This is a genomic window from Candidatus Atelocyanobacterium thalassa isolate ALOHA (assembly GCF_000025125.1).
Lineage (GTDB): Bacteria > Cyanobacteriota > Cyanobacteriia > Cyanobacteriales > Microcystaceae > Atelocyanobacterium > Atelocyanobacterium thalassae.
The window spans coordinates 913872-940019 of sequence record NC_013771.1; the positions used below are offsets into that span (position 1 = coordinate 913872).

Annotated in this window: 18 protein-coding genes and 1 tRNA gene; 10 read left to right on the forward strand and 9 right to left on the reverse strand. The window is 31.2% G+C overall.

Annotated features, from left to right (window positions below):
• Positions 1-7: 7 nt before the first annotated feature.
• From UCYN_RS03775 to UCYN_RS03785, 3 genes are all read right to left on the reverse strand, one after another.
• Positions 8-88: transfer RNA gene (locus tag UCYN_RS03775), tRNA-Leu, on the reverse strand.
• A gap of 214 nt (positions 89-302) precedes the next feature.
• Complete coding sequence (locus UCYN_RS03780; protein WP_012954182.1) at positions 303-989, reverse strand: M15 family metallopeptidase; 687 nt, start codon at positions 987-989, stop codon at positions 303-305.
• Between the two features lie 149 nt (positions 990-1138).
• Complete coding sequence (locus UCYN_RS03785) at positions 1139-2803, reverse strand: ABC transporter substrate-binding protein (protein WP_012954183.1); 1665 nt, start codon at positions 2801-2803, stop codon at positions 1139-1141.
• Between the two features lie 296 nt (positions 2804-3099).
• On the opposite strand from UCYN_RS03785, the gene sat reads away from it, so the two are divergent.
• The 7 genes from sat to UCYN_RS03820 all read left to right on the forward strand — a co-directional run bounded on the left by sat (position 3100) and on the right by UCYN_RS03820 (position 12083).
• A complete protein-coding gene (gene sat, locus UCYN_RS03790) occupies positions 3100-4263 on the forward strand; it encodes a sulfate adenylyltransferase (RefSeq protein ID WP_012954184.1) in 1164 nt (387 codons plus the stop codon).
• A gap of 149 nt (positions 4264-4412) precedes the next feature.
• The gene (locus UCYN_RS03795; protein WP_012954185.1) at positions 4413-6647 is read left to right on the forward strand and encodes a caspase family protein; all 2235 of its coding nucleotides are present in this window, start codon (positions 4413-4415) and stop codon (positions 6645-6647) included.
• Positions 6648-7039: 392 nt separating this feature from the next.
• A complete protein-coding gene (locus UCYN_RS03800) occupies positions 7040-9484 on the forward strand; it encodes a DUF3769 domain-containing protein (protein WP_012954186.1) in 2445 nt (814 codons plus the stop codon).
• A 79-nt stretch (positions 9485-9563) separates the two neighbouring features.
• Positions 9564-9812: a 30S ribosomal protein S16 gene (gene rpsP, locus UCYN_RS03805; protein ID WP_012954187.1), complete on the forward strand. Its 249-nt coding sequence runs from the start codon at positions 9564-9566 to the stop codon at positions 9810-9812.
• Positions 9805-10116: a KH domain-containing protein gene (locus tag UCYN_RS03810; RefSeq protein ID WP_012954188.1), complete on the forward strand. Its 312-nt coding sequence runs from the start codon at positions 9805-9807 to the stop codon at positions 10114-10116. The genes rpsP and UCYN_RS03810 overlap by 8 nt, the downstream gene beginning before the upstream one ends.
• Before the next feature lie 103 nt (positions 10117-10219).
• A complete protein-coding gene (locus tag UCYN_RS03815) occupies positions 10220-11479 on the forward strand; it encodes a glycosyltransferase family protein (protein ID WP_012954189.1) in 1260 nt (419 codons plus the stop codon).
• 190 nt (positions 11480-11669) lie between these two features.
• On the forward strand, positions 11670-12083 hold the full coding sequence (locus UCYN_RS03820; protein ID WP_012954190.1) for a DUF2996 domain-containing protein: 414 nt from the start codon (positions 11670-11672) through the stop codon (positions 12081-12083).
• Positions 12084-12274: 191 nt separating this feature from the next.
• Here the strand turns inward: UCYN_RS03820 and murB are convergent, their stop codons facing one another.
• The 3 genes from murB to fabG all read right to left on the reverse strand — a co-directional run bounded on the left by murB (position 12275) and on the right by fabG (position 15842).
• Positions 12275-13210 carry a UDP-N-acetylmuramate dehydrogenase gene (murB, locus tag UCYN_RS03825; protein ID WP_012954191.1) on the reverse strand — a complete coding sequence of 312 codons (936 nt, stop codon included), beginning with the start codon at positions 13208-13210 and terminating at the stop codon, positions 12275-12277.
• Between the two features lie 98 nt (positions 13211-13308).
• Positions 13309-14814, reverse strand: coding sequence for a UDP-N-acetylmuramate--L-alanine ligase (murC, locus tag UCYN_RS03830; protein WP_012954192.1), 1506 nt, complete (start codon positions 14812-14814; stop codon positions 13309-13311).
• Positions 14815-15086: 272 nt separating this feature from the next.
• Positions 15087-15842, reverse strand: a complete 756-nt coding sequence (gene fabG, locus UCYN_RS03835) for a 3-oxoacyl-[acyl-carrier-protein] reductase (protein ID WP_041487756.1) — start codon at positions 15840-15842, stop codon at positions 15087-15089.
• Between the two features lie 97 nt (positions 15843-15939).
• On the opposite strand from fabG, the gene UCYN_RS03840 reads away from it, so the two are divergent.
• Positions 15940-18282 carry a single-stranded-DNA-specific exonuclease RecJ gene (locus UCYN_RS03840; RefSeq protein ID WP_012954194.1) on the forward strand — a complete coding sequence of 781 codons (2343 nt, stop codon included), beginning with the start codon at positions 15940-15942 and terminating at the stop codon, positions 18280-18282.
• Positions 18283-18621: 339 nt separating this feature from the next.
• On the opposite strand, the gene UCYN_RS03845 is transcribed toward UCYN_RS03840, so the two are convergent.
• The 3 genes from UCYN_RS03845 to UCYN_RS03855 all read right to left on the reverse strand — a co-directional run bounded on the left by UCYN_RS03845 (position 18622) and on the right by UCYN_RS03855 (position 22015).
• Positions 18622-19821: a class I SAM-dependent methyltransferase gene (locus tag UCYN_RS03845; protein WP_012954195.1), complete on the reverse strand. Its 1200-nt coding sequence runs from the start codon at positions 19819-19821 to the stop codon at positions 18622-18624.
• Positions 19822-20122: 301 nt separating this feature from the next.
• Positions 20123-21055: a glycosyltransferase family 2 protein gene (locus UCYN_RS03850; RefSeq protein ID WP_012954196.1), complete on the reverse strand. Its 933-nt coding sequence runs from the start codon at positions 21053-21055 to the stop codon at positions 20123-20125.
• 87 nt (positions 21056-21142) lie between these two features.
• On the reverse strand, positions 21143-22015 hold the full coding sequence (locus UCYN_RS03855; protein ID WP_012954197.1) for an FkbM family methyltransferase: 873 nt from the start codon (positions 22013-22015) through the stop codon (positions 21143-21145).
• Positions 22016-22195: 180 nt separating this feature from the next.
• Here UCYN_RS03855 and UCYN_RS03860 point away from each other — a divergent pair, with 180 nt between their 5' ends.
• Positions 22196-23980, forward strand: coding sequence for a hypothetical protein (locus UCYN_RS03860; protein ID WP_012954198.1), 1785 nt, complete (start codon positions 22196-22198; stop codon positions 23978-23980).
• The gene (locus tag UCYN_RS03865; RefSeq protein ID WP_012954199.1) at positions 23977-26148 is read left to right on the forward strand and encodes a 6-pyruvoyl-tetrahydropterin synthase-related protein; all 2172 of its coding nucleotides are present in this window, start codon (positions 23977-23979) and stop codon (positions 26146-26148) included. Before UCYN_RS03860 ends, UCYN_RS03865 begins: the two co-directional genes overlap by 4 nt.

Consider the following 26148-nt stretch of genomic DNA (forward strand, 5'->3'; position numbering starts at 1 on the left):
AGCTTTATGCGGATAGCGAGATTTGAACTCGCATGGCCTAAGCCACACGCCCCTCAAGCGTGCGTGTCTACCGTTCCACCATATCCGCAGAGATTTCATCGTAGCACAAATAACAGAAAAAGGGCTATGGTTTATAGTGCGTTGATAATTATTTGTCTTTAGACTACTTAATAAAGTCAGTATATCAAGTAATTAAATTGTAAAGAAGTCTATAATCAAAGCAAAGCCATGAGATTTTGTTAAACTTTCTTTGCTATTAAATAGTTTAGAATATTTGAAATTATAACTTCTTCTTTAACAGGTTAAATTCTACCGTAGTAAGCAATTTTTCTATTAGATTGCCAGGCCCACATCTGATCTCCAAGAGAAAAATGCCACCATTCATTCGGATGTCGTACAAATCCATAATTACTCATAATCTTGTTTAATATTTCTCTTCTCTCGTTATAAGCTATTTCCATAGAACTTTTACTGTGAAAATAATAGAAAGGATGTGATTTTTTAGATAAATCATCAATTTCACACCCCATATCTAGTAAACATCCTTTAGAATTAACTAAGGTTAAATCGATTGCTGCTCCAGTACTGTGCGGTGGTGGAGAAGTATATTTTTTAGAGGGAACAGCCCAAATTTTATAAACTTGGTTAAGAAGATTTCTTTTTTCTAAAATAGATAGTTTCTTGGAATTTAGTCCTTGTTCTCTTGTTAAGTGAGAAAAAGTATAATCCACCATAAACTGTTGTACGTTTATGGGGCGATAAGCATCAAAAATGTGAAGCTTCCATCCTTCATACTTATTTTGTAAATAGTTTTGTGCACTTTTTAAAGATTCTAAAACCATGGAGCGCAAATAATAAGGTGATTTACCTCCATATATGGCTCCTAATTTTTTGTAAGGATGTGGATCTTGGACGGAAAAATACTCTAAAGGAATGGGAACAAGCTCATCCTTACAATCTTGGATTACAATTTTGCTATAGTTTTTCATTAATTTTATATTTTATATAAGTCGATATATACACAGTAAAGTAAAACTGAAATAATTTAAATTATGGTCAAAAGTTAATTACTTTTTTAGAATATGGTCCTGTAAAAAACAATCAAATATTACTTATATATTAGCTTGCGAATGAAAAATCATTTCACCACTTTTTCAATCTTAGAGCGAGTAATTTTCCAAAATGGAAATGTTTGATTCAAATTAAAAATTGTTCCATTAATATCATTTTGAATAAATGCATATTCTTTAGTTTGCCAAAGAGGTATGTAAGGAACGTCTTCTGCTAGGATTTTTTGAATTTTAACAAAAATTTCTTCTCTTTCTGTCGAGTTTAACGTTTTTCTTTGCTGAGTAATTAATTGGTTAATTTTTTCATTATGATAAAAAGAGCCTTGGACTTGAGAACTCCCTTCTATGCAATTTTGCGTTGCTGTACCTTTAATGCAATTTAAAAACGGATAAATATAGTTATCTGCATCTAAAAAGTCTGGGTACCAATTAGAGAGAATTGATTGGTAAGAACCTAAACTTAAGTTTTTAAAGAAAGCTACTGAAGATATATTGTTAGGAATAAATTTTAGCAATCCTCCAAAATCTCTTTTAGCTAAGCTCTTTAGAATAGCAGCTGCTTGGCTCATTTCTGCTGAATCAGAAGAATACCATATTTCAATGGTGGCAGGATTTTTCCTAGAGAATCCTGCTTCAATCAAAAGTTGTTTTGCTTCAGCTACATTATTATATATATCTTTAAAGACAGGTCGGGAAACATTAAAAGATTTTGGTATCATGGTGTATGAAAGTTCGCTTTGTCCTTTGAAAATACGTTCATTAAATAGCTCGCGATCTATCAATGTTGCAATTGCCTTTCTAATAACCTTTTGACTAGTAAATTCTGAGTTAACGTTTAGGGCCATAAAAGTAATATTTGTACTTATATTTTCGATAACTTTACCCTTTCCAGCACGAGATTCCTTTATTAAATTTTCAACTTGTTCTGGAGTTAAAGACTGATAAGCAATATCAATACTTTTAGTACGAAAAGCATTAAAAAGATTCGCTGCATTATTAGAATATATTTGTAAATTAATACCTTGATTTTTAGGCTTTTCTCCCCAGTAGTTATCAAAAGTATCTAATTGTAATAAACCAGTATGAAATTTTTTTAATTTATATGGCCCCGTTCCAACAAAATTGTTTGGAACAAATTTTCCTTTACCTATTTGATAAGCTTGTGGAGATACTGCGCAAATTCCAGGAAAAGCCAAAAGAGCAGGAAAAGCAGAAAAAGGCTCTTTTAATGTAATGATCAATTCATACTTTCCATTAGTTTCTATTTTTTCAATAGTATTAGTTAATAAAAAAGAAGGTTTTCCTCCATTAGCCATAAACCTTTCCAGTGAAAAAGCCATTGCTTCTGAATTAAAGGCTGTACCATCATGAAATTTAACTCCTTTCCTGAGGCGGATAGTATAAACAAGACCATTTTTACTTATAGTGGGCATCTTTGTAGCTAATTGCGGCTTTAACTTAGTAGTGCCTACTTCATAAGTATAAAGAGTATCACTTAGATTATAGATAATCATCATTCCAGATAATTCATAATTATCTGCTGGATCTATTGTACGAGGCTGGGAAATTGTGCCAATAGTTATACGATCACTATTATTTTCAGATGCAGAAGAAGATGTTAATTCTGATTGTTTATTACAACCTGTGATTAATACCAAATAAGTACTGAGAAATGATAGGGTTATTAGCTTTCTTGCTTGATATGACCTTTTCCAAAACCCTTGTATAATCATATTCTATATTTTTTGTAGGTAGATTTATCTTCTTTATACTAAAGAGAAACACTTTTTTTAAATCTTCAATGATAAAGCCTGATGTTTTAATTATAAATATTTAATATTAGTTTGAACAAGGTTTTAATAAATTTTTAAAAAGTAAAAATCAACAACATTATGAAGTTAGAAACTTATTTATATCAGCTAAATAAAGTAATATAATTTTCACTATATTACTTTATTTAGCTGATATAAGCCAAAGATTCTCAGAGCCTGTTAGGATAGACTTTGTAAGTTAAATTCTAATTTTGAAAATGACACAAGTAAGCATTATTTTACCTCATGGTGGTCAATTAATTGATTGCATTGCACCTTTAAACAAAAGAGAAGAGTTTTTATCCCAACAAAATAACTTACCAAAACTACTATTAGATGAGCGTGCTGTCTCTGATCTCGTTATGATAGCAATTGGAGGATTTAGCCCTCTCACAGGTTTCATGGAAGAAGAAGATTATCGATCAGTAGTTGAAAATATGCATTTAAGTAACGGAACTCCTTGGTCAATTCCAATCACTTTACCTGTTAAAGAAGAAGTTGCAAATTGTTTTAGAGAAGGAGACCTGATTAGATTAGATAATTCAGATGGTGAATTTATTGGAGTTTTAGAATTAACTCAAAAATATAAATATCAGAAAAGTAAAGAAGCAATAAAAGTTTATAAAACTGAAGACGAGAAACATCCTGGAGTTCAGGTATTATATGGACAAGGAGAAATTAATTTAGCTGGACCTGTATGGTTATTAAAAAGAAATAGCCATAAACTTTTTCCAAAGTATCAGATCGATCCTAAAGAATCTAGAAAATTATTCCAAGAAAAAAAATGGTCTACTATCGTTGGATTTCAAACACGTAATCCAATTCATCGAGCTCATGAATATATTCAAAAATGTGCTTTAGAAGTAGTGGATGGTTTGTTTTTACATCCTCTGGTTGGTGCTACAAAGAGTGATGATATTCCTGCAGATGTACGAATGAAATGTTATGAAATCATGATAGATAATTATTTCCCTCAAGAAAGAGTTACTTTAGCTATTAATCCATCAGCTATGCGATATGCAGGACCTAGAGAAGCTATATTTCACGCAATTATACGCAAAAATTATGGTTGTACTCACTTTATAGTAGGTCGAGACCATGCAGGTGTTGGTGATTACTATGGTACTTATGATGCTCAAGAGATTTTCAACGAGTTTGATTCAAGCGCCTTAGGTATTCTTCCTATGAAATTCGAACATGCTTTTTATTGTAAAAAGACTCAACAAATGGCTACTAGCAAGACAAGTCCAAGTAAAGAAGAAGATCGAGTTCATTTATCAGGAACTAAAGTTAGAGAAATGTTAAGGAAAGGAAATATGCCACCTATAGAGTTTTCCCGTCCTGAAGTTGCTAAAGAACTTATAAAAGCAATGAAAAATTAATATGAGTAGTTTAAGGAAATTAAAATAAAGATTATTATTAATTTTTCAATTGATTCCTTAAAAACGCTATAATTACAATATGTAATTCAATCCATACATTTTAGAGTAATTTTTATAGCATTATTTCCCCAAGAGAGCAAATAGAAACCATGAAATGGGATCGACGAACTTTTTTACAGACCTTACTCACCTGGGGAATTGCTCAGGGAAGTATTATATGGCCAAGCTACAATAGTAGACTTTATAAGTACCACAAGGTACTGGCAGAACCCACAGATCGTAAGTTAGCTTTATTAATAGGTATTAATACTTATACTAAAAATCTTGGATTAAAAGGTTGTTTAACTGATATTGAAAGGCAAAAAGATTTGTTGATTAATCGCTTTGGCTTTCATCCAAAAAACATTCTTATCCTATCTAATGAACAAGCAACCCGCCAAGGTATTAAAAATGCTTTCCTAGAACATCTAGTAAATCAAGCTAAGCCAGGTGATGTTGCTTTAGTTCATTTTAGTGGCTATGGTGCACAAGTTAAAATTCCTTCAAATTCCCCTAATACGATACCTGGTGTTGCCAACTATCCAATTTTAGCTCAAGGAATTATTCCTAGTGAAGATAATCAATCAAATAAAAATATAACTATCACAAATAATATTCTTGAAGAAACATTATTTTTACTAGGAAAACTGATAGATACAGAAAAACTAACTATGGTTTTTGATACTAGTTACTGTAGTACTGGAGAGATTAATCAAGGAAGTTTAAGAGTACGTTCTCTGCCATATAAGTTTCCGGAAGCCAATATAGATGAGTTAGTTTGGCAAGCAGAATTAAAAAATAAAATTCAAAATAGTAAAATTTCAGCTAATTATGGAACTATTTTGTCTGCTGCTAGGAAGGGGCAAATTGCTACAGAAATTAAAGGGGGAAATTTTAGCGTAGGACTTTTTACGTACGCATTGACTCAATATTTGTGGTCAGTTACCCCCGCTAGTCGGATTAATATAGTTTTAAATAAAGCTACAGAGGAAATTCTTCCAATTATGGGAGAAAATCAGCAGCCAGAACAACAAAGTAATATTAAGCAATCTCTATTTGCATATTATCTTTTGCCAACCAACCTTCAAGGAGCAGAGGTTCTGGTTAGTTCCGCTGAAGATCTTGATAATATTCAAGTTATTTTTACTGGATTCTCAGTAAACATCTTGAGGCATTATGGATTAAATTCTATTTTTCATAATATTTCTTCCACTTCATCGTCTTTTTTTCAACTACATTCTCGTGATGGTTTGAAAGGAAAAGTACGGCAGATCTTTAAAGGAACAACAAGTCGTCAAACTGACTTAACAGGTAAATTCCTACAGGAATCAGTTCGTTGCTTACCAAAAATAATAGGATTAACTGTTGCCCTTGATCCAAAGTTACAAAGAATTGAAAGAGTAGATGCCACTAGTGCTTTTTCTGCAATTGACACAGTTGCAGGCATAGCCAGTGATGAGGAGCCAGTTGATTGTATTTTAGGATTACTGGCTTCATTTACTTCTTCATCTTCTAATCTAACTACTTTAAATTCATCAGAAAAGTCAAAGTATGGACTTTTCTTACCAGGTGGTGTTCAGATACCTAATACTTCAGGAAAGACTGGAGAAGCTATAAAATCTTCTGTTGAAAGGCTACGTCCAAATTTAGAAAATCTTCTAGCAGTTAAGCTACTAAGATTGACTGTTAATGAAAACTCTTCAAAGTTACTTTTTTCTATTAATCTCGAGGGACTTAATCCTGATCCTTATCCAATAGATAGACGAGAAACCAATAGAAATAAAACGTTTACTTCTCAAATAGACAAAATTGAGAACAATTCTCATGAGGTATATAATCTCCAAGGGCTGCCTAAAATTGCTAGAGGTACTCGTTTACGTTGTTGTATACAAAACCAAGGCAATAAGACTCTTGACTTTATAATTATCGGAATTAGTAGTAATGGTAAAGTAACCGCTTATATTCCTGCCCATGAAAAAGAAATAGAATGCGATACTCAAGATGCAAGTTTTTTAGAACCTGGAATGAAAAATATTATTCCTTCTAGTTCTAGCGGTCTAACCTGGACAACTTCTAGTACTAGAGGATGGGAACAAATTTTATCAATTTCTTCAATATATCCTTTCTATAATACTTGGCAAGCTTTAAAAAAAATACCAGAATTTAAAAGCCAAAAAGATCAAATGATTATTCTTGATGATCCACTAAGCATAGCCAAAGCACTTTTAGAGGATTTGAATACAGCTAGCTTGAAAATAAATAAGATGATCACGTCAAATTCTGATACCTATAATCTTGATGTCCAAGTCTGGTCTACTTTAAGTTTTACTTATCAAATTATTTAAATTTTTTATATTTAGAAGTTTTAAGATATGTTAAGGTCAGAAATTTCAATTTTTTAAAAAATACAACCGTACCGTTTTACTGAAAATTTTATAAGGCAATTATTTGTTTTACAAATATTAAAAAAGTTGACTATACGTATACTATTTTCACAAGAATGAATACTATATTCATTTTTTAAGTAACTAATTTTGTCCATTTTGTTACTTAATTTCCTTTTTTAACTGAAAAGACTTTGAATAAGATCTGATTTTAGGTTAGTTTAAACAAGGTTGTGTTAACTTAGATGGGTAAAACGTATAAGAATGAGACATAGTCTGCTCCTACTCATCTCCTCTTATCACGCTGCAAGTACTTGGTTCCTAAACCCTTGAGCTTGATATTATCAATTAAGATGCTTTCATTTGTTCCACCACCTAATCTACCAATCCAATCCCAATCAATTGTTACTCATGCAGAGAAGCAATTCGAGCCATTTTTGAATATCGACCCACTGTTAATTGATTCAAAAAAATATAGCTCTAAGCCAGTTAATTTAAATGGTTTAGAGGGTACAACGGTTTTTGAAACGGACTTTAATGGCTTTAGAAGTCAATCGTTCGATCTGCAAAACTTTTCTGATTCAAAAAATTCTTTATTATCCTTATCAATAGAAAAAGATATTGACAATTTAGATAAAATTACTCAAAGAAAAAAAATTATCCCTCCACAATCACTTAGAAAGAGTGCTGATGGATTACGGAAAAAACAAACTTTTAATGTAAATAAAAATCTTGATGAACAAGAAAAATTTCCATTTTTAAATTTTCGTTCAAAAAATTATCAATCAGAGCAGTTAAATCTTAATTCGCCTATAAAAAATAAATTATATATAGCCCAACAAATTAAAACTATATCTAAACCTGTTCCCCAAAAAATAATTGGAGTAATAGAACTAATCGCAGATCGGCAGGAATATGACTCTGAGAAAGAAGTAGTATATGCAGAAGGGAAAGTCATCATGCGCTTTACCAATGGAGTCTTGTTGGCTGATAGGTTGTGGATAAATCTTCCTAACAGGTTTGCCGTGGCTGAAGGCAATGTAGTACTAGATCGAGGGGAGCAGACATTAAGAGGAGAAAGGTTTGAATATTATTTTGTTCAAGATAGTGGAGTCGTTATTAATGCGAGTGGCCAAATATATCAACCTACTACAGGGCAAGATTTCACTCCTACTTTACCTACTGCCGCTGATAGTAATTTAATTCCTAATCAAATTCTGAATGAAAGATTAGCCCTCGAACAACCGTTGCAAAAAATTACCAGAGCAGAAGGAATAAGTTATTCGTTCGGATTATCATTAGAAGAAGATAATATTCAAAATATGGGGGCTAATGTAGGACGTCGGAATGGAGGACAAGTTAATAGAATCCGTTTTCAAGCAGAACGAATAGAATTTGATGCTGATGGCTGGCAAGCTATGAATGCTAGATTAACTAATGACCCATTTTCTCCTCCTGAAGTTGAAGTCCGTGCTGAAACGGCTACTTATAGAAACATAGCTCCTCTGGTAGATGAAGTAAAACTTACTAATTCAAGAGTTGTTCTTGATCAAACCAACTCTTTTCCAACTCAAGACCGTCTCATATTTGATCATAGAGATCGCCAACCAGGAGTTCTCTCTTTTGGTTTTGATGACCGGGATAGAGGAGGACTATTCGTAGAGAGAGGATTTAATATTATCGATACAGATACAGTAAACTGGGAAGTGACACCTCAATACTATATTCAAAAAGGAGCTTTTCCTAGAGGATTAACTGTTGATGATCAGAACACAGATTTATTTCAGGAAGATAAAGATGATATTGATATAGTAAGTCCTCCTGCTTTCGGTTTTGTTAATGAAATTAATGCTAATTTAAATGAAAAAACTACATTCTTTGCCAGAACTTCTCTTACAAGCCTAGAGTTTGATGATATAGAGGATCGCCTAAGAGTTAAAAGTTTTGCACAATATAGGATTGGCAATCAAAATAGTCCTCATGATTTGAGGTTTGAATATAATTATCGTGAACGTCTCTTTAATGGATCTTTAGGATTTCAAACAGTTAGAAGTAGTGCTGGAATCCTTCTCGTTTCCCCTGATATTGCTTTAGATAGTTCAGGCCTGAGGTTAAGCTATCAAGGATCATTTCAAACTGTTAACGCCGATACAGATAGATTTAGTTTGTTAGGGCATAATTCTAGTGACAATCGAATTAGCTTAACTCGACTCCAAGGAGCTGTATCTTTAAATCGTCCATTTCTGTTATGGTATGGAAAAGCTCTTCCGCCTGATCCAGAACAAGGTTTGAAATATACTTCAACTCCAGTATTACCTTTTCTAGTATTATCAACTGGAGTTACGGGAGTAACAAGTCTGTATGGTAATGGAGATTCTCAACCCTCTATTCTGGGAAATATTAGATTATCTGGGCAAGTTGGTAATTTTTCTAAACCATTTCTAGACTATACTGGGTTTAATATTAGTTTTAGTCAAGCACTTAGAGGAGATCCTTCTCCTTTTATGTTTGATCGTTTCGCGGACTTAAAAACTTTATCTTGGGGAATAAGTCAACAATTGTATGGTCCAGTTCGTCTTGGCGTACAAAGCTCGTATAATATAGATAGAGATCGTGAGATCAATACTGATCTATTCATTGAATATAGTCGCCGTACATATAGTATATTATTGCGATATAATTCAGTGTTAAAGGTTGGTTCTCTTTCTTTACGGATTAGTGACTTTAACTGGGGAGGGAATCCAGGACCATTTGATGGTACAGGTATTAGACCTGTTATTCAAGGTATGCCTCGTTAGATAAAATATCATGATATAATGATTAACTTGAGTTAAAAACTTACCAATACAATTCAAAACACAGGGACATAAAATTAAGATGATTAAATTAAGATTGAAAAAATTTGGGAAAAAACGAGAAGCTAGTTATAGAATAGTTGCAATAAAAAGCCAGGCTCGTAGAGATGGACGTCCTATCGAAGAACTAGGATTTTATAATCCTAGAACTAATGAAACACGATTGGATATTCCTTCTATTGTTAATCGTTTAAATCAAGGCGCTCAACCAAGCGATACTGTAAGAGCCATTCTTAAAAAAGAAAAAGTTTTTGAACAAACTAATGTTTAACATTAGTGATGTAGTCAATTTTCATAATTATAAAATTCCTAACTATTCTAAACTGGTGGAATTTCTAGTAGAGCCTTTACTAGAATCTCCGAAATCTTTGAGTGTTGATTGCGAAAAGATTAAGAGTAGTCAAAAGGTTTGGGTAAGGTTAGCTATCAATGAAGTAGATAAAGGCCGAGTTTATGGGAAAGGAGGGCGTAACATTCAGGCAATTAGAACTATTCTAATAACAGCGGCGAGTACTGTAGGCCAATCACTTTATCTCGATATCTATAATAAGCTGAATAAAAATACTTATTCTTAGGTTCTTAAATGGAATGAAGTAAGCTGTAATTTTATTCGGAAATGCCCTTGTTTTTAAAGAGAAGATACGTTAAGAATTGCTCTTAAAATCGTTAATAAGAAAAATGAAACCGATTGACATTCTAATACTTTCAAACGGCCCAGGAGAAATAACTACTTGGGTTAGACCTGTTGTGGTTTCTTTGCGTAATCTCTTTGGGAATGATTCTTCTCAAGTCAGAATTTCAGTAATGTTATCTCCATGTCCTCATAGTACAGGGCAAGAATATAATATTGTTAAAAATTATATTGGGGTAGATCGAGTTCAATCTAGTGAGTTCTTTTTCCCTTTTTTATTATTTGGCAAAACATCTGATAACTGGGATTGGAGAGAAAAAGGGATTGTCCTATTTTTGGGTGGTGATCAGTTTTATACTCTACTTATTAGTAAAAGGTTAGGATACAAGTCAGTAACTTATGCAGAATGGGAAGCTAGATGGTATCGCTGGCTTGATAAATTCGCTGTAATGAATCAATCTGTTATCAAAAAGGTTCCACAAACATATCAAAACAAATGTGTAGTTGTTGGGGATTTGATGGCAGATTTTACTTCAACTCCATTAGATATATTGAAAATGGTTGATAGTCCTGTTATTGCTCTCTTGCCCGGCTCTAAATCAGGTAAATTAACTCAAGGTGTTCCGCTCTGCTTAGCGATCGCTGATTATATTTACAAAAAACGACCTAATATTCATTTTATTCTTCCAGTTGCCCCTACTTTAAATATTCAAGATTTGGTTTATTACTCACAATCCAAGTCCAATCCTCTCGTAAAAGAAATGGGAGGAGTAGAAGCTAATCTAATAGTTAAAAATTTTAATAAGACCGAAAAATACTTTTTACAAACTAACAATGGAGCTGAAGTAGAGTTAATCAATGATTTTCCAGTACATTCTCATTTACGTAAATGTTGTCTCGCACTCACAACTGTAGGAGCTAATACTGCGGAATTAGGGGCTTTAGGCGTTCCGATGATTGTTTTACTTCCAACACAAAAATTAGATGCTATGAGGACATGGGATGGTGTTCCAGGAATTTTATCTAATCTACCATTTATCGGAAGTAAGTTCGCAAAATTTATAAACAAGCAAGTTATTAAAGAAGGTCGCTTATTTGCATGGCCCAATATATGGGCAAAAGAAAAAATTGTCCCTGAGCTAGTTGGAGAATTACAACCTGATCAAGTGGCTCAAAAAGTTTTAGACTTTATAAATAATCCCTCAAAATTACAACAAATTCATTGTAATTTACTAAAAATCAGAGGAGAATCTGGAGCAGCTTCTAAAATTGCCAAGGTTATTAAGGATCAGTTGGATTTAATTTAATGCTTAATTATTATTATTAAAATATACCAATAGCTTTATATATTTATGGTAGAAAGACTTAATTAAATTAGACTTAATAATTTATAAACAAATTATCCTTAGAAAATTATTTTTTCAAATAGGAACATAACTTACTATATAAATGGTAAGATCTTTTTGTCTGGCACAGTCACAATATTAAGGAAAAGCCATGGTAGAAGAGACACAGCCTAAAGAAAAAAAAGAGAAAAAGGAAAAACCTCCTGCTCTTGAAGATAAACCATTTACTGAATTTATAGAGCAGCATTTTGTACCTACTCTTAAAGAAAGTTTAAATAAAGAAGGGTTAACTGATATAGAATTATCTTTTACAAAAGCTCCGATTTCTATTGTTGGAGCAAGTACAGATCAATCTTGCTCACAAATTATCGGTACTTGGAGTAATAGTCAACGTCAGTTCATAATTTATTTTCCTGAAGAAAGTATTAATGGCCAAAAAGCCTTTTCCTTCGGCCATAATAATAAATTTCTTAGCACTCTTGAATCTTTTATGATAGACGAAAGAAAAGTTACGTTAAATCTTTTAGTACTGTATACTTTACAACGTATTACTAGACAGAAGTAATTTGCTAAATAATTTAAACTGAAATTGAAAAAGATAACTCTTATTGTGAGGGTTAGCTCTTCAAGAGAGAAATATATTGATCCTCACATAAGTTATATAATTTCTAGAAGATCCTAGTTACATTAAATGGGTTACCAATAATCTTCATATTGCATATAGTTACAATTTTTCTATTCTTTTACTTATCAAGACTAAAGAGTGGAAAACTCTCCTAAGATTTTTACTTCTGGTTCAAGTATTAATGACCAGCGATCTTGCACTTTTTCCTGAACATGATGAATTAACCGAAAAATATCTTCTGCTTTAGCTTGTCCGCAATTTAAAATAAAATTAGCATGACAATGAGATATTTCAGCATCACCCACTCGATATCCTTTTAGACCCAACTGCTCAATCAACCATCCCGCAGAGTGCGATGATGGATTGCGAAATACGCTTCCACAACTAGGCTTATCATAAGGTTGAGAACTCCTTCTTTTTTGAAGATTTTGTTGTGTTTTTCTCGTTACATCTTCTTTTGTAAATCCTTGCTGTAATTGAAAAGTTGCTTCAAGAACTAAATGTTTTCCATTTTGTAAAGAAGAAGTTCTATAGCCATAGTCTAAATCTTTAGGTGTTAAAGTTTTAACTTTACCATCGTAAGATAGGATGACTACATTAACTAGTAAATCAGCAATACACTGATTGTGAGCTCCTGCATTCATAACAACGGCTCCTCCGACTGTTCCAGGGATGCCAACAGCCCATTCCAAACCTGACCAACCTTTTTTAGCTGCTTGCCAAGCAACGCTTACAATTGGTCTTCCTGCAGCTACTGTGACACATCCTATATCGTTATTAAACTGATAGTGACGAAAATTACGTGTGCTTAGCACTAATCCTTTAATCCCTTTGTCGCTTATTAAAAGATTAGATCCAGCTCCGAGTAATGTTAATGATAAATTTTTATTTGAGAACCATTCGAAAGTTGCTTGTAATTCTTGCCAATTATGAGGAGCTGCATACCATTGAGCTTCTCCACCTACTTTGTAAGAAGTGTAGGGAGCTAAAGATATATTACTATGAATCTTCCCTATGGCACTATGTGATTTAATATATCCAGACAAAGAAGGAAATGGATGAGTCATAAACTATTTAAATTAATTAGATTATATGAGAAACACGACTGCTAACTCAAAAAATTGTTCCGTTCTAAAGACATATAATATGACCTAACTAATTTTAACTATTTACTAGTTCGACAAAGATCAATGATATGAGGAATGATTTGATTTAAATTACCTGCACCTAGAAATAAAACCAAATCTTTAGGTTGTAATAATTCAGGAAGTTTTTGAGGTAAATCTTCTAAAGATGGAAAATAGAGTACTTTAGGATGATTTTTGCTAACTTCCTTCGCTAAATCTTCTCCATATATATTATTGGTATTAATTTCTCCAGCACTATAGATATCTGTTAAAACAACTAAATCTGCTTCATTAAAACAAGTGGCAAACTTTTCCAATAAAGCAAAAGTACGACTATAACGGTGAGGTTGAAAGATAACAACTATACGATTAGCTAGTTTATTATCGATTTTAGAGCGAGCCGCTGACAGAGTTGCTTTGATTTCACTAGGATGATGGGCATAGTCATCGATAAAAGTAATTTCGTTACAATAACCACGTTTTTCAAAACGTCTTTTTGGACTTTGAAAATTTAATAGAGAATCTACAATCACAGAAAACTCTAGACCTATCTTTCTACCTACAGCGATAGCTGCAAGGGTATTACTAACATTATGATTACCAAGAACAGTTAAATTTATTTTTCCTAAATATATTCCTCTTTCCCAAACTTCAGCCCTAGCCCCTTTATTATCATTAACAAGATTCTTAACTGTATAATCTGCTTGTTTATTAAAATCTAGACTATAAGTAATATGAGGTGAAAGGTATGAAGAAATAATTTCACAATCAAGGGAGCCAACTAAAATGTCACATTGTGCTGCAAAAATTTGAAATGTATTGATTACATCATCTAAATTTTGATAATGGTCTGGATGATCTAGCTCAATATTTGTTATGACACCGATATGAGGATGATGTTTAATTAACGAGCCGTCAGATTCGTCTACTTCAGCCACAAGATATCCTTTTTCTGCACCTATTCTAGCATTACCATCCCAGGCATCTACTTCACCTCCGATAATTATCGTAGGATCAATACCTGCTTCAAGCAACATATAACCAATTAAACTACTAGTCGTTGTTTTACCATGAGTCCCCGCTACACCAATACTTTTATAATCACTAATCAAGGCTGCTAAGATATCAGAACGATGAAAAACAGGACAACCTTTCTTTTTTGCTGCAAGATATTCAGAATTATCATTAGTAATAGCTGTGGAACAAATAACCTGAGGTAAGTATTTTTGTTCTAATGATAATTCGTCTTCACTAACAACTAAACTTTCGTTTTGAAAAGTTTTATTCTCATGATTAGAGGCAGGAATTTCTTTTAAAGCTTGCTTTTGATTACAGCTAAATAGTTCCAAATTTGTCGCTTCTTGATGATTAAAAATATGAACGCCAACTTTTTGTAATCTTTCAATAATATGAGTTGAACGTAAATCAGAACCAGAGACAGGAAGCTCACGCTTGGCCAAGATATGCGCTAAAGCAGACATTCCAATTCCGCCAATACCAATAAAATGAAAGGGCCGCCCACTAAAGTCTATAGTTTTTCCCATTATCTCTCCTTACAAACCACACAACTAGAACAAAATTAATAGATTACAGATTTATAGCCACTACATAAAAAGCTAATTTGTTGGTTATAAAGCAGACCACGCTTAATAATAACTATATTTGATTTAAAGGTAAAGGCATTACATTTATCAAAGAGTGATGAAAGAACAATACCATAACTTTTGAATACTAAAATATTTATTTTTAATCATTTGTTAATTTAAATGATTTATATATTTAGTTGATTCTATTATTCTGTCTGGAAAAACTTAAATTAATTCATTACCATTCCACCATCTATGTTGATTACTTGTCCTGTGATATAAGCTGCAGAGGGATCAACTGCCAAAAATCTTGTAAGCCCTGCTACTTCTTCTGGAGTTCCCAACCTTTTTAAAGGAATAGATTGTAAAACGTTTTCTTTTTCTAGATCTTTCGTCATATTAGTTTTAATAAAACCAGGAGCAATCGCATTAACTGTTATGCCACGGCTAGCTACTTCTTTCGCAACTGATTTGGTAAAGCCTAATATACCTGCCTTTGCTGCACTATAATTGGCTTGTCCAGGATTACCTACTTCACCTACTATGGAAGAAACATTAATAATACGTCCGTTTTTTTGTTTAAGCATAGTTTTTATAACAGCTTGAGTACAAAGAAAAACTCCTGTGAGATTTAAATCAATAACTGTTTGCCAGTCATCAAGCTTCATTCTTAACAGTAATTTATCACGTGTGATCCCTGCATTGTTGACTAGAATATCAATTCTTCCAAATTTATTTAATGTATTATCAATTAATTTTTTTACATCTTCTAAGTTAGCAATATTAGCTTGAACAGCAATAGCTTCTCCTCCATTCCGTATTATATCTTTTACTACCTCTTCTGCTGCTGCTTTAGAATTAGCATAGTTAACAACGACTTTTAAGCCTAAGCTAGCTAACTCTATCGCAATTGCACGGCCAATACCTTGAGAGGAACCGGTAACTATAGCAACTTTTGAATCCAACGACGAAATTGACGTTAACATTTTTTATAGGACCTTATTATCTTGACTACTTAAATTTTAGCTGTATAAATTAAGATAATATAAGAATTTTATAGATTTTTTGTTAAATTACCATCATATGGATACTGGTCAAATTACATGGCAATCTCCATCTCTTGTAGATTTACCTCCCTCATTTACTAATATACTCAGCTCTTTCAACATTTCTCCTCAAGAAAATTTCATATCTCAAATTCTATGGAATAGGAATATTAGAACTGTTGATCAACTTAAGATTTTTTTGGATTGTGATTCTTATGAATCTCTAAGTATATTTGAAGGTTGGAGTGAGGTGATACCTTCTGTTTATAGATTAAAAGCAGCAGTTCAAAATAAAGAGAAGGTTATTATCTGCGGGAAAGAAGGTCTTAACAGCATCATAAGTACAAGTTTATTGTGGGAAGGGCTGGGAAATTTTTTGATACCTTACACTCAGCTTAATTATTATATTCCTAGCTATAGCACTAGATGCCATGGTTTTAATACTGCATCGATAAAACAATTCGCTATTGAAGAAGTAAATTTAATTATTACTTGTGGCATAAAAGATTTTAGTCTGCAAGATCTTAGTCTTGCCAAATCTTTTGGTATTGATATTATTGCAATAGGCAGAAACATTAACCCCGTTAATTTAAAGGATCTTATATATACTATTGATTCTTATTCTTTATCTGTAGATCATCCTTTCTTTGATCTTTCAGAAACTTCATTAGCATATAAATTAATTGAATCTCTTCACACCGAAATTCCTAAGACACCAAGCGATAATTTAGATAATTTACTAGACTTAGTAGCCATTAATTCAATTTCTACTTTATTGAAATTAAATATAGAGTTGAGATATTTAACTAAAAAAGGTATTCAAAATTTACAAAAGCAACTAAAAAATCCTAGTAGGCCTGGAATAGCTTATTTACTCTATCTGTGTAAACTATCTGGAAACCGCCCAACTGATATTTGTTTTGGGATTGGTTCTAGGATTAATTCTGTTTGTTGTGTCAATAAAAGTTCTAGTTTTCTGATAGAGTTACTGACTAACAAAGATAAAGATTATTCTGAAAAACTTGCTCTTGAAGCTGAATTAGCTAACATTCGATGTAATAACCTACAGCAATATATTATTAGAAATATTAGGCAAACTTTAAAAGCTATTGATTTATCTATAACTCAGGTTATTGTTCTAGAAAATCCTGAATGGGAGAGTGAAATATTGAAATTAATTGTTCAAGAAGTTTCATGTGAATATAATAAGCCAACAATTTTATTGACAACCGTGGAATGTAAAGAAAATGAACAACAAAATTTAAATTTTTCCAAAGGATATGCATATTCTTCTAATAATATCAGTTCCTATGAATTGATATCTTCTCAACATGATCTACTGTATTCATTTTATGGAGAAGAATACTCAGATTTAGTTGATTTAAGTTTAAGTAATGAAAATATTCCTTTATTTAGAGAAAGAGCCAATCAATACTTACGACAAAAATATGTTGAAATTGATACCTCAAAGTCTATAGTTGAGACTGATTTGACAGTTACAGTTTCTCAACTCGGACAATCTTTATTTCGAGAATTAAAAATTTTAGAGCCTTACGGTATAGGTAACCTGGTTCCTAAATTACTTATTAAAAATTGTTATCTTAAAATTTCTAAAAATAATAACGGCAAAACTTTTAAAAATCATAATTTAAAATATGTAAAAACTGAGTTTACTCTTTATGACTCTTCTACTAAAAAAGGATTTCCTGGAGTTTGGTGGGGGCACTCTAAGGGGGAACTACAGAATAAAGAGGATATAAAATATGATGTTATCGTCGAGCTAGGTTATAGCAACTTACAACCTGGAAATTATGAAGTGCGCTTAATCGAAATTCAAGAAATTTCACATCATCTTGACTCCAAAAAGACAAGAATCAATTTATTAGATTATAGAAATGATAAAATTACTTTTAACAATATAAACAATGGATCTTTTGAGCTTTTTAAGTTCTGTCCTGTTGATTGGTCAGAATTATTAAATATATATGAAAAAAGCTGTAAGAATTTTCAAGATCTAGCTTTATCGTACTCATTCAACGTTGATTCAAGTTCTATCGATACAATTCAAAAAGCTATTGACATTGCTAATTTTTTATCTTCTAATAATCAAAAAATTACAAGGAAAAAATTGCGAAAAGTCTTATCTCTAAGTGATTTTAGCTTAGATTTAATGTTAGATTTTTTAGGGAAATTTGGATTTTTAATTAATAAAGATAATAAAAAATTATCTTTTCGTACTATAGTAAGTACAAAGTCTCAACACCAAACTTTTTTGCAAAAGCTTAATGAAGTCATTGAAGAAGAAAATTTTAAAAAAAGATATTTTTCTCAAATTTCTCTAGAAATACTAGAACAAGTTTTAACTGACGGTAATCTTTAAATTGGCAGGATAAACTTCTTGTTAACAATTAAAAAATTTATGTTATTTACTAAAACTTGAAAACAATGCATTTTATTAATTGATATAATTAGTTAGAAAATAAAAAATATTATAATTAATAATTTTTTGAGCTTTTCCTATGACACATGAAGAGCTTATATTTAAAATAAATATAGACGAAATTAAAAAAGTATTCTATTAAAATCGTAAAATGACATAGAATTATTAATCTTAAAATCGAATAAGAATAGTTCTTATTCGATTTTAAGATTAATTGGTGATTAAATAAAATATTAATCATATCTTATTTGACAATAAACTTATGTTAGATATCTTATCTTAGGGATTAACAGGAAAATAAAACTGAATACCTTTATCTATTAGGTGTTGATTATTAGCTAAAATTTCTTTTTTAAAATTCCAAGCTAAAACATAATAAATATCAGGTAATTCTTTTAATTCTTTTTCTATTAAAATTGGAATGTGCATGCCTGGAGAATAAAGACCTCTCCTAAGCTCATTTTTTTCAACTAAATAATTCAAGTATTGTGTTCCTACTCCAAAATAATTTAGCATTGTATTTCCTTTTACAGGAGCACCGAATCCCCAGATTTGTTTACCTTCTTTTTTAGCTTTATCTAAAAATTCTAAGTTATCAACTTTCATTTTTTGAATTCTTTTAGCAAAATTTAAGTAGGTAAGAAATTCATTGCTTTTATCATCTACTTCTGCTTTGCGCATCTCTAATAATCGTTTACTAGGATTCTTCTTCCCTTTGTGAGTTACAAATCCAATAATTGATCCACCATGGATAGGTGATAAATATGCGTCAAACATTGATAAATTATGACGCTCTAGTAGAACCTCTATAGTGTTTAAATTATAGTACAAAAGATGTTCATGATATATTTGATCAAATGCTAGATTGTCCACAATTTTTTTCATGTAAAGAAATTGGACTACGAAAACACCATTTTCTTCTAATGCTTCTTTTATTCCTTCAGTAACAGAATGTAGTTCTTCTAAGTGGAAGAAAACTCCTGCTGCATTGATAACATCAAATTTTTTATTGAGGGATTTTACTAAATCTAGATTAAAGAAATCATTGACTGTTGGAACATTATCATCATTAGCTATCTTTGCAGTTTTTTTAGATGATTCTACTCCTAACACTTCATAGTTTAAAGCTTGAAAATGTTTTAATTGGGTTCCATCATTAGAACCTATATCTAGAACAGACTTAGAAAGAGAATTTTTAAAAAATTTACTATCAACTTCATGAGCAATACTCTTGAAATGCTCGCTCAAAGATTGTGTTACCCCAGATAAGTAAGTATGGTCTCCAAACATTATCTCTTTTTTGACAGTATAATCAAGCTGTACTGTACCGCAATTATGGCAATACAACACCCTTAAAGGGTAGAATGGTTCTTTTCCTATTGACTGGGGTTCTAAGAAGTTATTGCACCAAGGTTGATGCCCTAAATCAATAGCTAGTTCTAGATCTGTAGAATCACAGACGCGACAAATATTATTCAAAATTTTTCTCCTAAATAAAATATAAATAAAGCTAATTTGAAGTTTTAAAACATTTTTTACATATCACTCTAATAGCTTTAATGATTCTTCTATTTTTATTGAAGTAGACCATAAAAAACTTTATAAAGCAAACTACTTATATTTTTAATCTTCTAAAGGTATAAATAACCCTGTGTAAAAAATGAATATTGTTTAAATAAATTTTTAGATAATTAATGTATGAATTCTCTATTAAATAAGTATTTTAGTAAAGTAGCTACTATTAATTATTCGTACTAATTAACTCATATTAACAGTATATTCACTTTTGTAAAAAACCTAGTTTCTCACGCACTAAATATAAAGGACGATGCTTATCTTCACGATAAATTCTTCCAATATATTCACCTATAACCCCTAAGAATACTAGTTGAGTTCCACCAACAAATAAGATTGCGATAAAAGATAAGGTCCATCCAGGTACCCAGCTTAAAGTAAACAATCTCACAAATAAAGCATAAAATATACCAATAACAGATAATGTTACAGTAGAAAGACCTGCCCAAGTTGCTAATCTTAAAGGAACTAAAGAAAATGACAATATACCATCAGCTGCAAAACGTATCATCTTAAAAAGTGGATATTTACTAACTCCAGCTAGACGAGGACTACGCTGATAAGGAATTGCTATTTGATGGAATCCTACCCAACTAACCATTCCACGCAAGAAACGATCACGTTCTGGCATCATTTTAAGAGCTTCAACAACTCGCCGATCTATTAATCGAAAATCTCCAGTGTCAATAGGAATTGTCACATCAGACATATAATTCATTACACGATAAAAAGCCTTCGCACTCCATAGTTTAAAGGCAGTTTCCCCTTGCCTATCCGTCCTTACACCATATACAACATCATAGCCTTGAAACCATTGGAATATCATATCTTTAATGATTTCAGGGGGATCTTGTAAATCAGCATCAATCAAAACCACAGCATCTCCTGAAGTATGATCTAGCCCTGCAGTAACAGCCATTTGATGTCCAAAATTACGAGATAAAAAAATTACTTTTACTCGTTCATTATCATATTGTATTTCTCGTAGAATTTCTACTGTCCTATCTTGACTACCATCATCAACATAAACTAACTCAAATTCAAGATTTAAATTATTTAGTACAGCTACCAAACGGCTATGAGCTTCTTGAATAACTTCTTGTTCGTTATAGCAAGGAATAACAATTGAAATAAGCACTATTTACATCCTTTTAGGCTCTAAAAAATTTAAGACAAGTGAATTATTTATTTTAATACGAATAATTTGATTATTTCTAAAATATAGTTATTTTTGAGGTGGTATTCCATACAAAGTATGTTCTTCCATACTTAAGGTATAACCCAAGGAATATAAAAAAGGTTGAATTGTCAGTAAAGAGGATTTTCCAGTCTTCACATCAGCATGAATGTCTATACAAAGATAAGGTAAATAAGTTTGTAAAGTTTTCTTTGCACCTTGTAGCGCATAAAATTCAAATCCTTCAATATCAATTTTAATAGCTGATGGTTTTATTGACTCTTGAGCAATATATTCATCTAACGTTATCGTTTTCACTGTATAAGTAGTAGATTTTGTATTTGTATGAATATTAATATCCGATACCAAGGTTGAAGTATCAGAAGCCCAACATGAATCACTATCTTTATTGTATTCAATAAATTCAGCAGATCCTGATTGATCAGAAATTGCATCAGGCACAATCATAACATTAGAAATATTATTTAAATTTAAAACTTTTTCTAAAATCTGTTGAGTATTTTTTGCAGGTTCAAAAGCATAAACTGCTCCCTTATCTCCAACAGCTCGACTTAAAGGTAAGCTGATAACCCCAAAAGATGCACCAATATCTAGTACAGTATCTCCATATTTTACTTTAGAACATAACCATTGTGCACAGTGCTCTTCTACTGAGAAATTAAGCTTTTTCTCTGGTAGAGGCAGTAAACAATGTTGGTAAGTTTGTAAAATTTCAATTGGAGATAAAATTTCAATTGCATTTAAGGAACATTGAATTACACTTCCAGGCTTAATATTGTTTAAAAGATCTTTAATTGTTTCACGTTTCTGATCTTTTAAAATTTGATCAAGAGCATTCAAAATATCAATAGTGCCTATAATTTTACGTAACTTATTTATTAGGTAGTTTTTAATTCCCATACTTTTTTTAAGTTGCCAATCGAAATAAATCTAACATTAAAATATTAATTTAGAAGACTTCTAATCATATGTTCGAAGTTCCTTGAAATTAAAATAATTACTCTTTTTTATATTTATATTTATGATATATGCGTATAGGCACTGAGAATCAAGAATCAAATTATATTTATCAAATTAGGTATGCATTCCAAAAAATTTAAACTTGAAAAATTTTCATCACAAATATTGTTTGTATCTTTAATAATCATTTATTATTTAATTGGTTTTTATTTAATACAACAAACATCAATCACTTCAGATGAATCTGCTTATATAGGTGCTGCTTATTCTTATATACAAGGTCTTGGCTTAAATCAGGAACATCCTCTCTTCTTAAAACTAATTGATTCAGTAGTTTTTAACTTATTTTTCCCAGATAATGAAGCTTCAATTCCGACCATTAATTTTATTTTAGGACAAGAGAATATTGAAACTCGTTTAGCTGCTTTTAATGTAGGCTATGAGCTATTAATGAAAGATTCTATAGCTTTTAACAGAATCATTTTCGGGTTACGTTTTATTCATTTATTTTTTAATAGTCTTATTTTTATATGGTTTTACTTATATACTTTCATATTCCGTGAAATTAATTCTATTATTTCTATAATTTTTCTTATCCTATATACTTTTTCCCCTAGTTTCTATAGTCATAATTTTTTAATTACTTTCGATGTTAGTGTTAGCTTGTATGCGATGCTGTTTGCTTTGAGTTTCTCTTTTTTTATGAAATCTTTTGTCCGAGGGGGAAGTAAATTTCTAGCAGCACATTTTGTTTTATCTTTTTCTCTTTTATTTATTGCTATTAATGTAAAGTTCAGCAATCTAGTCCTCATACCAATAATAGGCTTAACATATGCCATATACAGTATTTACTTAATTATCAAAAGACGTAGGCAGAAATTTTTATATATAACGTTATTAGGAAGTTTTAGTTTACTATTTCAGGCTATTTTAATTGCTTTAATGTATGGTTGGGCATTTAGAAATTTACCTAATACATCTCTACTGAATAAATTTCTAAATATTTATATTCAAGGTATTGGCATGAATTTAAGTACATCAAAAGGTATAAGAGAACCTTTCGTAGACGGAAAATTTATATCAACAACAGCAATTGATTACTTATTAAAAATTTTTTGGTTTAAGGAAAATTTAGTCTTGCTAATAATAGGAGTTTTTCTTTTATTAGTTTTTATAGGCAACATGTTATTTAGAAAATATTCTATGCAGAAAATTTTTAAATCTTACACCAATAAAGAAACATTGCTATTGATTAGCATAGTTTCTATGTATCCAATAATCTATTTATTAATAAGTAGTAGTAGCCGTTTTATCATTGGATACAGATATTTCTATCCTATTATTATATTTATCTATTTATTATTTGCTGTCCTATTGTTTGCCTTGCACTACAGATGGAAAAAATATGTCTTATTAGTGCTGTTAATATCATATATGTATGTAGGAACTATTGGAATTCCTCAATCTTTAAGTTATGTTAATCCTGTTTGGAGTAAAGAGAAATGGAAATTAGCTGATGATTCTACTATTAATTGGGGACAAGAAACACAACATGCAGTGGAGTACTTACTGCAGAATAAATTATTGCCAGAAAATAATAAAAATACTCTTATCTATCAACTCTTTGGTGTTAATATTAGTTTTGTACAATATCTCGAGCTATTAAGCAAAAATTATAAGTATCCTATTAACATTCAATCTTATTATCAATCTACACTTGATTTAAGAAATAAAGAGATTACTAAGCTACCTTACAAATATTTGCTAATTGATAGTACTGTAAAACAGCAGATATATGTAGAAAAAAACAATAATCTTGCTGCTTCTCAAAACTGGAACTTTTTAATAAAAAGAAAACCAATTTATTCACATAATAATATTATTTATATTTATCGAATTCAATGATTCTAAACAATATATCTAGATTTATAAGCCAATTAATACATAGAAATCGTACAAGTTTTAAAATTATAATCTTATATGGTGTTATTGCTCTATCGCTAATGGCGCCAATGGCTTCATCGACAATCATTCCTTCTATTAATGACACTCCTTCCCACGTAAGCTATATTGTACAAGCGCGACAAGCTATTAACGAAGGGCAATTTCCTCTCCGTATTGCTCCTTTAGAAAATAATAGTTGGAGATATCCAGGATTTCAATTTTATAGTCAATTACCTTATTTTGTAGGTGGATGGTTCTATAAACTATTTACCCCTAATAATCCATACTATGCATATAAGTTAGTCATCATAACTGCACTTGTTATGGGAGGATTATATGTTTACTTTTTAAGTCTTAAACTTACCAGATCTCGCGTAGCATCTATTTTAAGTGGAGTTGCTTATATGTCAGCTCCATATTTTTTAAATAATATTCATGCGAGAGGAGCTTTTACTGAGGCAGTTGCTCAAGGTATCCTTCCTATTGTTATTTATTATGTTATCGAATGTTATTTAACTAGAAAAAAACGTTACCTCATTTTAAGTGCATTAAGCTGGTTTTGCTTAAGTGTTACTCATATAATAACTTTTATTTATGGGACAATTTTTATTTTTTTTCTATTCATGGTTGTTACTGCTCAAACGAAAAAAAACAAACTGGATTTCCCCCGTATTTTAAGTGCATTAAAAGCCTATACATTAGGTTGTTTGCTAGGGTTGTACTTTCTTGCTCCTGTCGTAGTTGTTTCTCCATATCTTTCTATTCGAAAACAAATTAAGGCTATTAATCCTTTCGGAACTAATACTTATACACCCATAGCAAATTTGTTCTCTCCTACATCGCTACCAGCTGCACCATCAGAAAACGGTTTGGCAGCCACTTACGGGCTTCATCCAGCCATTGGTTGGATATTTCTAATTGCTTTTAGCGTAGTACTGTACTACAAGTATTTTTCTTCTTTTAATCCACCTAAATTAAAGCTTATCAAGCCATATATTGATGGATTACTATGTGTATTTGTACTCGCATTATTTCTAACTTGGAGTCCTATCAATATATGGAATATTTTACCGCGACAACTATGGGTAACTCAATTTACGTTTCGTTTTATTACTCATATAATGTGGGCTGGAGCATTATTAACGGCATATGCGATTGTTCTTATTTTTCGCGAAAAACTTGATCGTCGTCATCTAATTGTTGGAATATTATTGATTATTCTCGTTGGACGTTCTTGGCTTCCTGCTCCAAGAGGAACTTTAACTGTTAGTAAATTAATCGAAGAACCCTTATTTAAATATTCTGGATCGTTAGATTATTTATATCGTACTCCTGTAAAATCTATTTATGGGAAAAATGAATTACCTTTATTACATCCAGAATGGATTCCTGGATATAGTACATGGAATACTTTTGTTAATCATCCTTTAATTCTTGATGCAGAATTACGATATCCTATATGGAAGGAAGAAGAAAATCCCATCATCTTCTTAGAAGCAGAGCTTTCTTCAGTGGATACTGAATATCCTAGCACTTTAGAAGCCTATATTGATGGTAGAAAGATAAGCTCTATATCTCTTAATTCTTCTAAGCTTAATTGGCAAATTCCTCTACCTAAAACTTCACCATCTAGTAAAGATTTTGGATTAAAATTTACACTAACCAATATTCATAAAGATAAGGAACTTCCAAATATTAGAGTTAACCGATTCTTTCTAGAAGGAATGTCTCCTAAAAATACGATAATGCCGGTTTCGGAAACACAGCAGTTTTGTAAACAAGAAGGTATTAACACTATCTGTGAACTTGTAATTGAAGAAGAAGATCAAATAGTTCAACTTCCTGTTCTTTACTACCCAGATATGTTCAAAGTATGGATTGATAATAAATTATCCAAAGAAGCCTTCTCAATTAATTATCGAGACTATAACTTAGTGGGCTTAAAACTTAAAACAGGTAACCACACAATAAGAACTACTTTTAATGGTTTAGCCTGGGCTAACTGGATAAGTGGATTAACTTGGCTGATCTTAATTTTTTATACTGGTGTACCTTTGTATCAAAATTTTAAGAAAGAAAATTCAAAATTTCAAAATTATCTTTATTTTATAAAATCAAAGAAAAAATAA

Excerpts from the sequence above, each read along its gene's own strand:
- UCYN_RS03780 (WP_012954182.1), bottom strand. The coding sequence starts at position 989 with ATGAAAAACTATAGCAAAATTGTAATCCAAGATTGTAAGGATGAGCTT.
- UCYN_RS03785 (WP_012954183.1), bottom strand. The coding sequence starts at position 2,803 with ATGATTATACAAGGGTTTTGGAAAAGGTCATATCAAGCAAGAAAGCTA.
- sat (WP_012954184.1), top strand. The coding sequence starts at position 3,100 with ATGACACAAGTAAGCATTATTTTACCTCATGGTGGTCAATTAATTGAT.
- UCYN_RS03795 (WP_012954185.1), top strand. The coding sequence starts at position 4,413 with ATGAAATGGGATCGACGAACTTTTTTACAGACCTTACTCACCTGGGGA.
- UCYN_RS03800 (WP_012954186.1), top strand. The coding sequence starts at position 7,040 with ATGCTTTCATTTGTTCCACCACCTAATCTACCAATCCAATCCCAATCA.
- rpsP (WP_012954187.1), top strand. The coding sequence starts at position 9,564 with ATGATTAAATTAAGATTGAAAAAATTTGGGAAAAAACGAGAAGCTAGT.
- UCYN_RS03810 (WP_012954188.1), top strand. The coding sequence starts at position 9,805 with ATGTTTAACATTAGTGATGTAGTCAATTTTCATAATTATAAAATTCCT.
- UCYN_RS03815 (WP_012954189.1), top strand. The coding sequence starts at position 10,220 with ATGAAACCGATTGACATTCTAATACTTTCAAACGGCCCAGGAGAAATA.
- UCYN_RS03820 (WP_012954190.1), top strand. The coding sequence starts at position 11,670 with ATGGTAGAAGAGACACAGCCTAAAGAAAAAAAAGAGAAAAAGGAAAAA.
- murB (WP_012954191.1), bottom strand. The coding sequence starts at position 13,210 with ATGACTCATCCATTTCCTTCTTTGTCTGGATATATTAAATCACATAGT.
- murC (WP_012954192.1), bottom strand. The coding sequence starts at position 14,814 with ATGGGAAAAACTATAGACTTTAGTGGGCGGCCCTTTCATTTTATTGGT.
- fabG (WP_041487756.1), bottom strand. The coding sequence starts at position 15,842 with ATGTTAACGTCAATTTCGTCGTTGGATTCAAAAGTTGCTATAGTTACC.
- UCYN_RS03840 (WP_012954194.1), top strand. The coding sequence starts at position 15,940 with ATGGATACTGGTCAAATTACATGGCAATCTCCATCTCTTGTAGATTTA.
- UCYN_RS03855 (WP_012954197.1), bottom strand. The coding sequence starts at position 22,015 with ATGGGAATTAAAAACTACCTAATAAATAAGTTACGTAAAATTATAGGC.
- UCYN_RS03860 (WP_012954198.1), top strand. The coding sequence starts at position 22,196 with ATGCATTCCAAAAAATTTAAACTTGAAAAATTTTCATCACAAATATTG.
- UCYN_RS03865 (WP_012954199.1), top strand. The coding sequence starts at position 23,977 with ATGATTCTAAACAATATATCTAGATTTATAAGCCAATTAATACATAGA.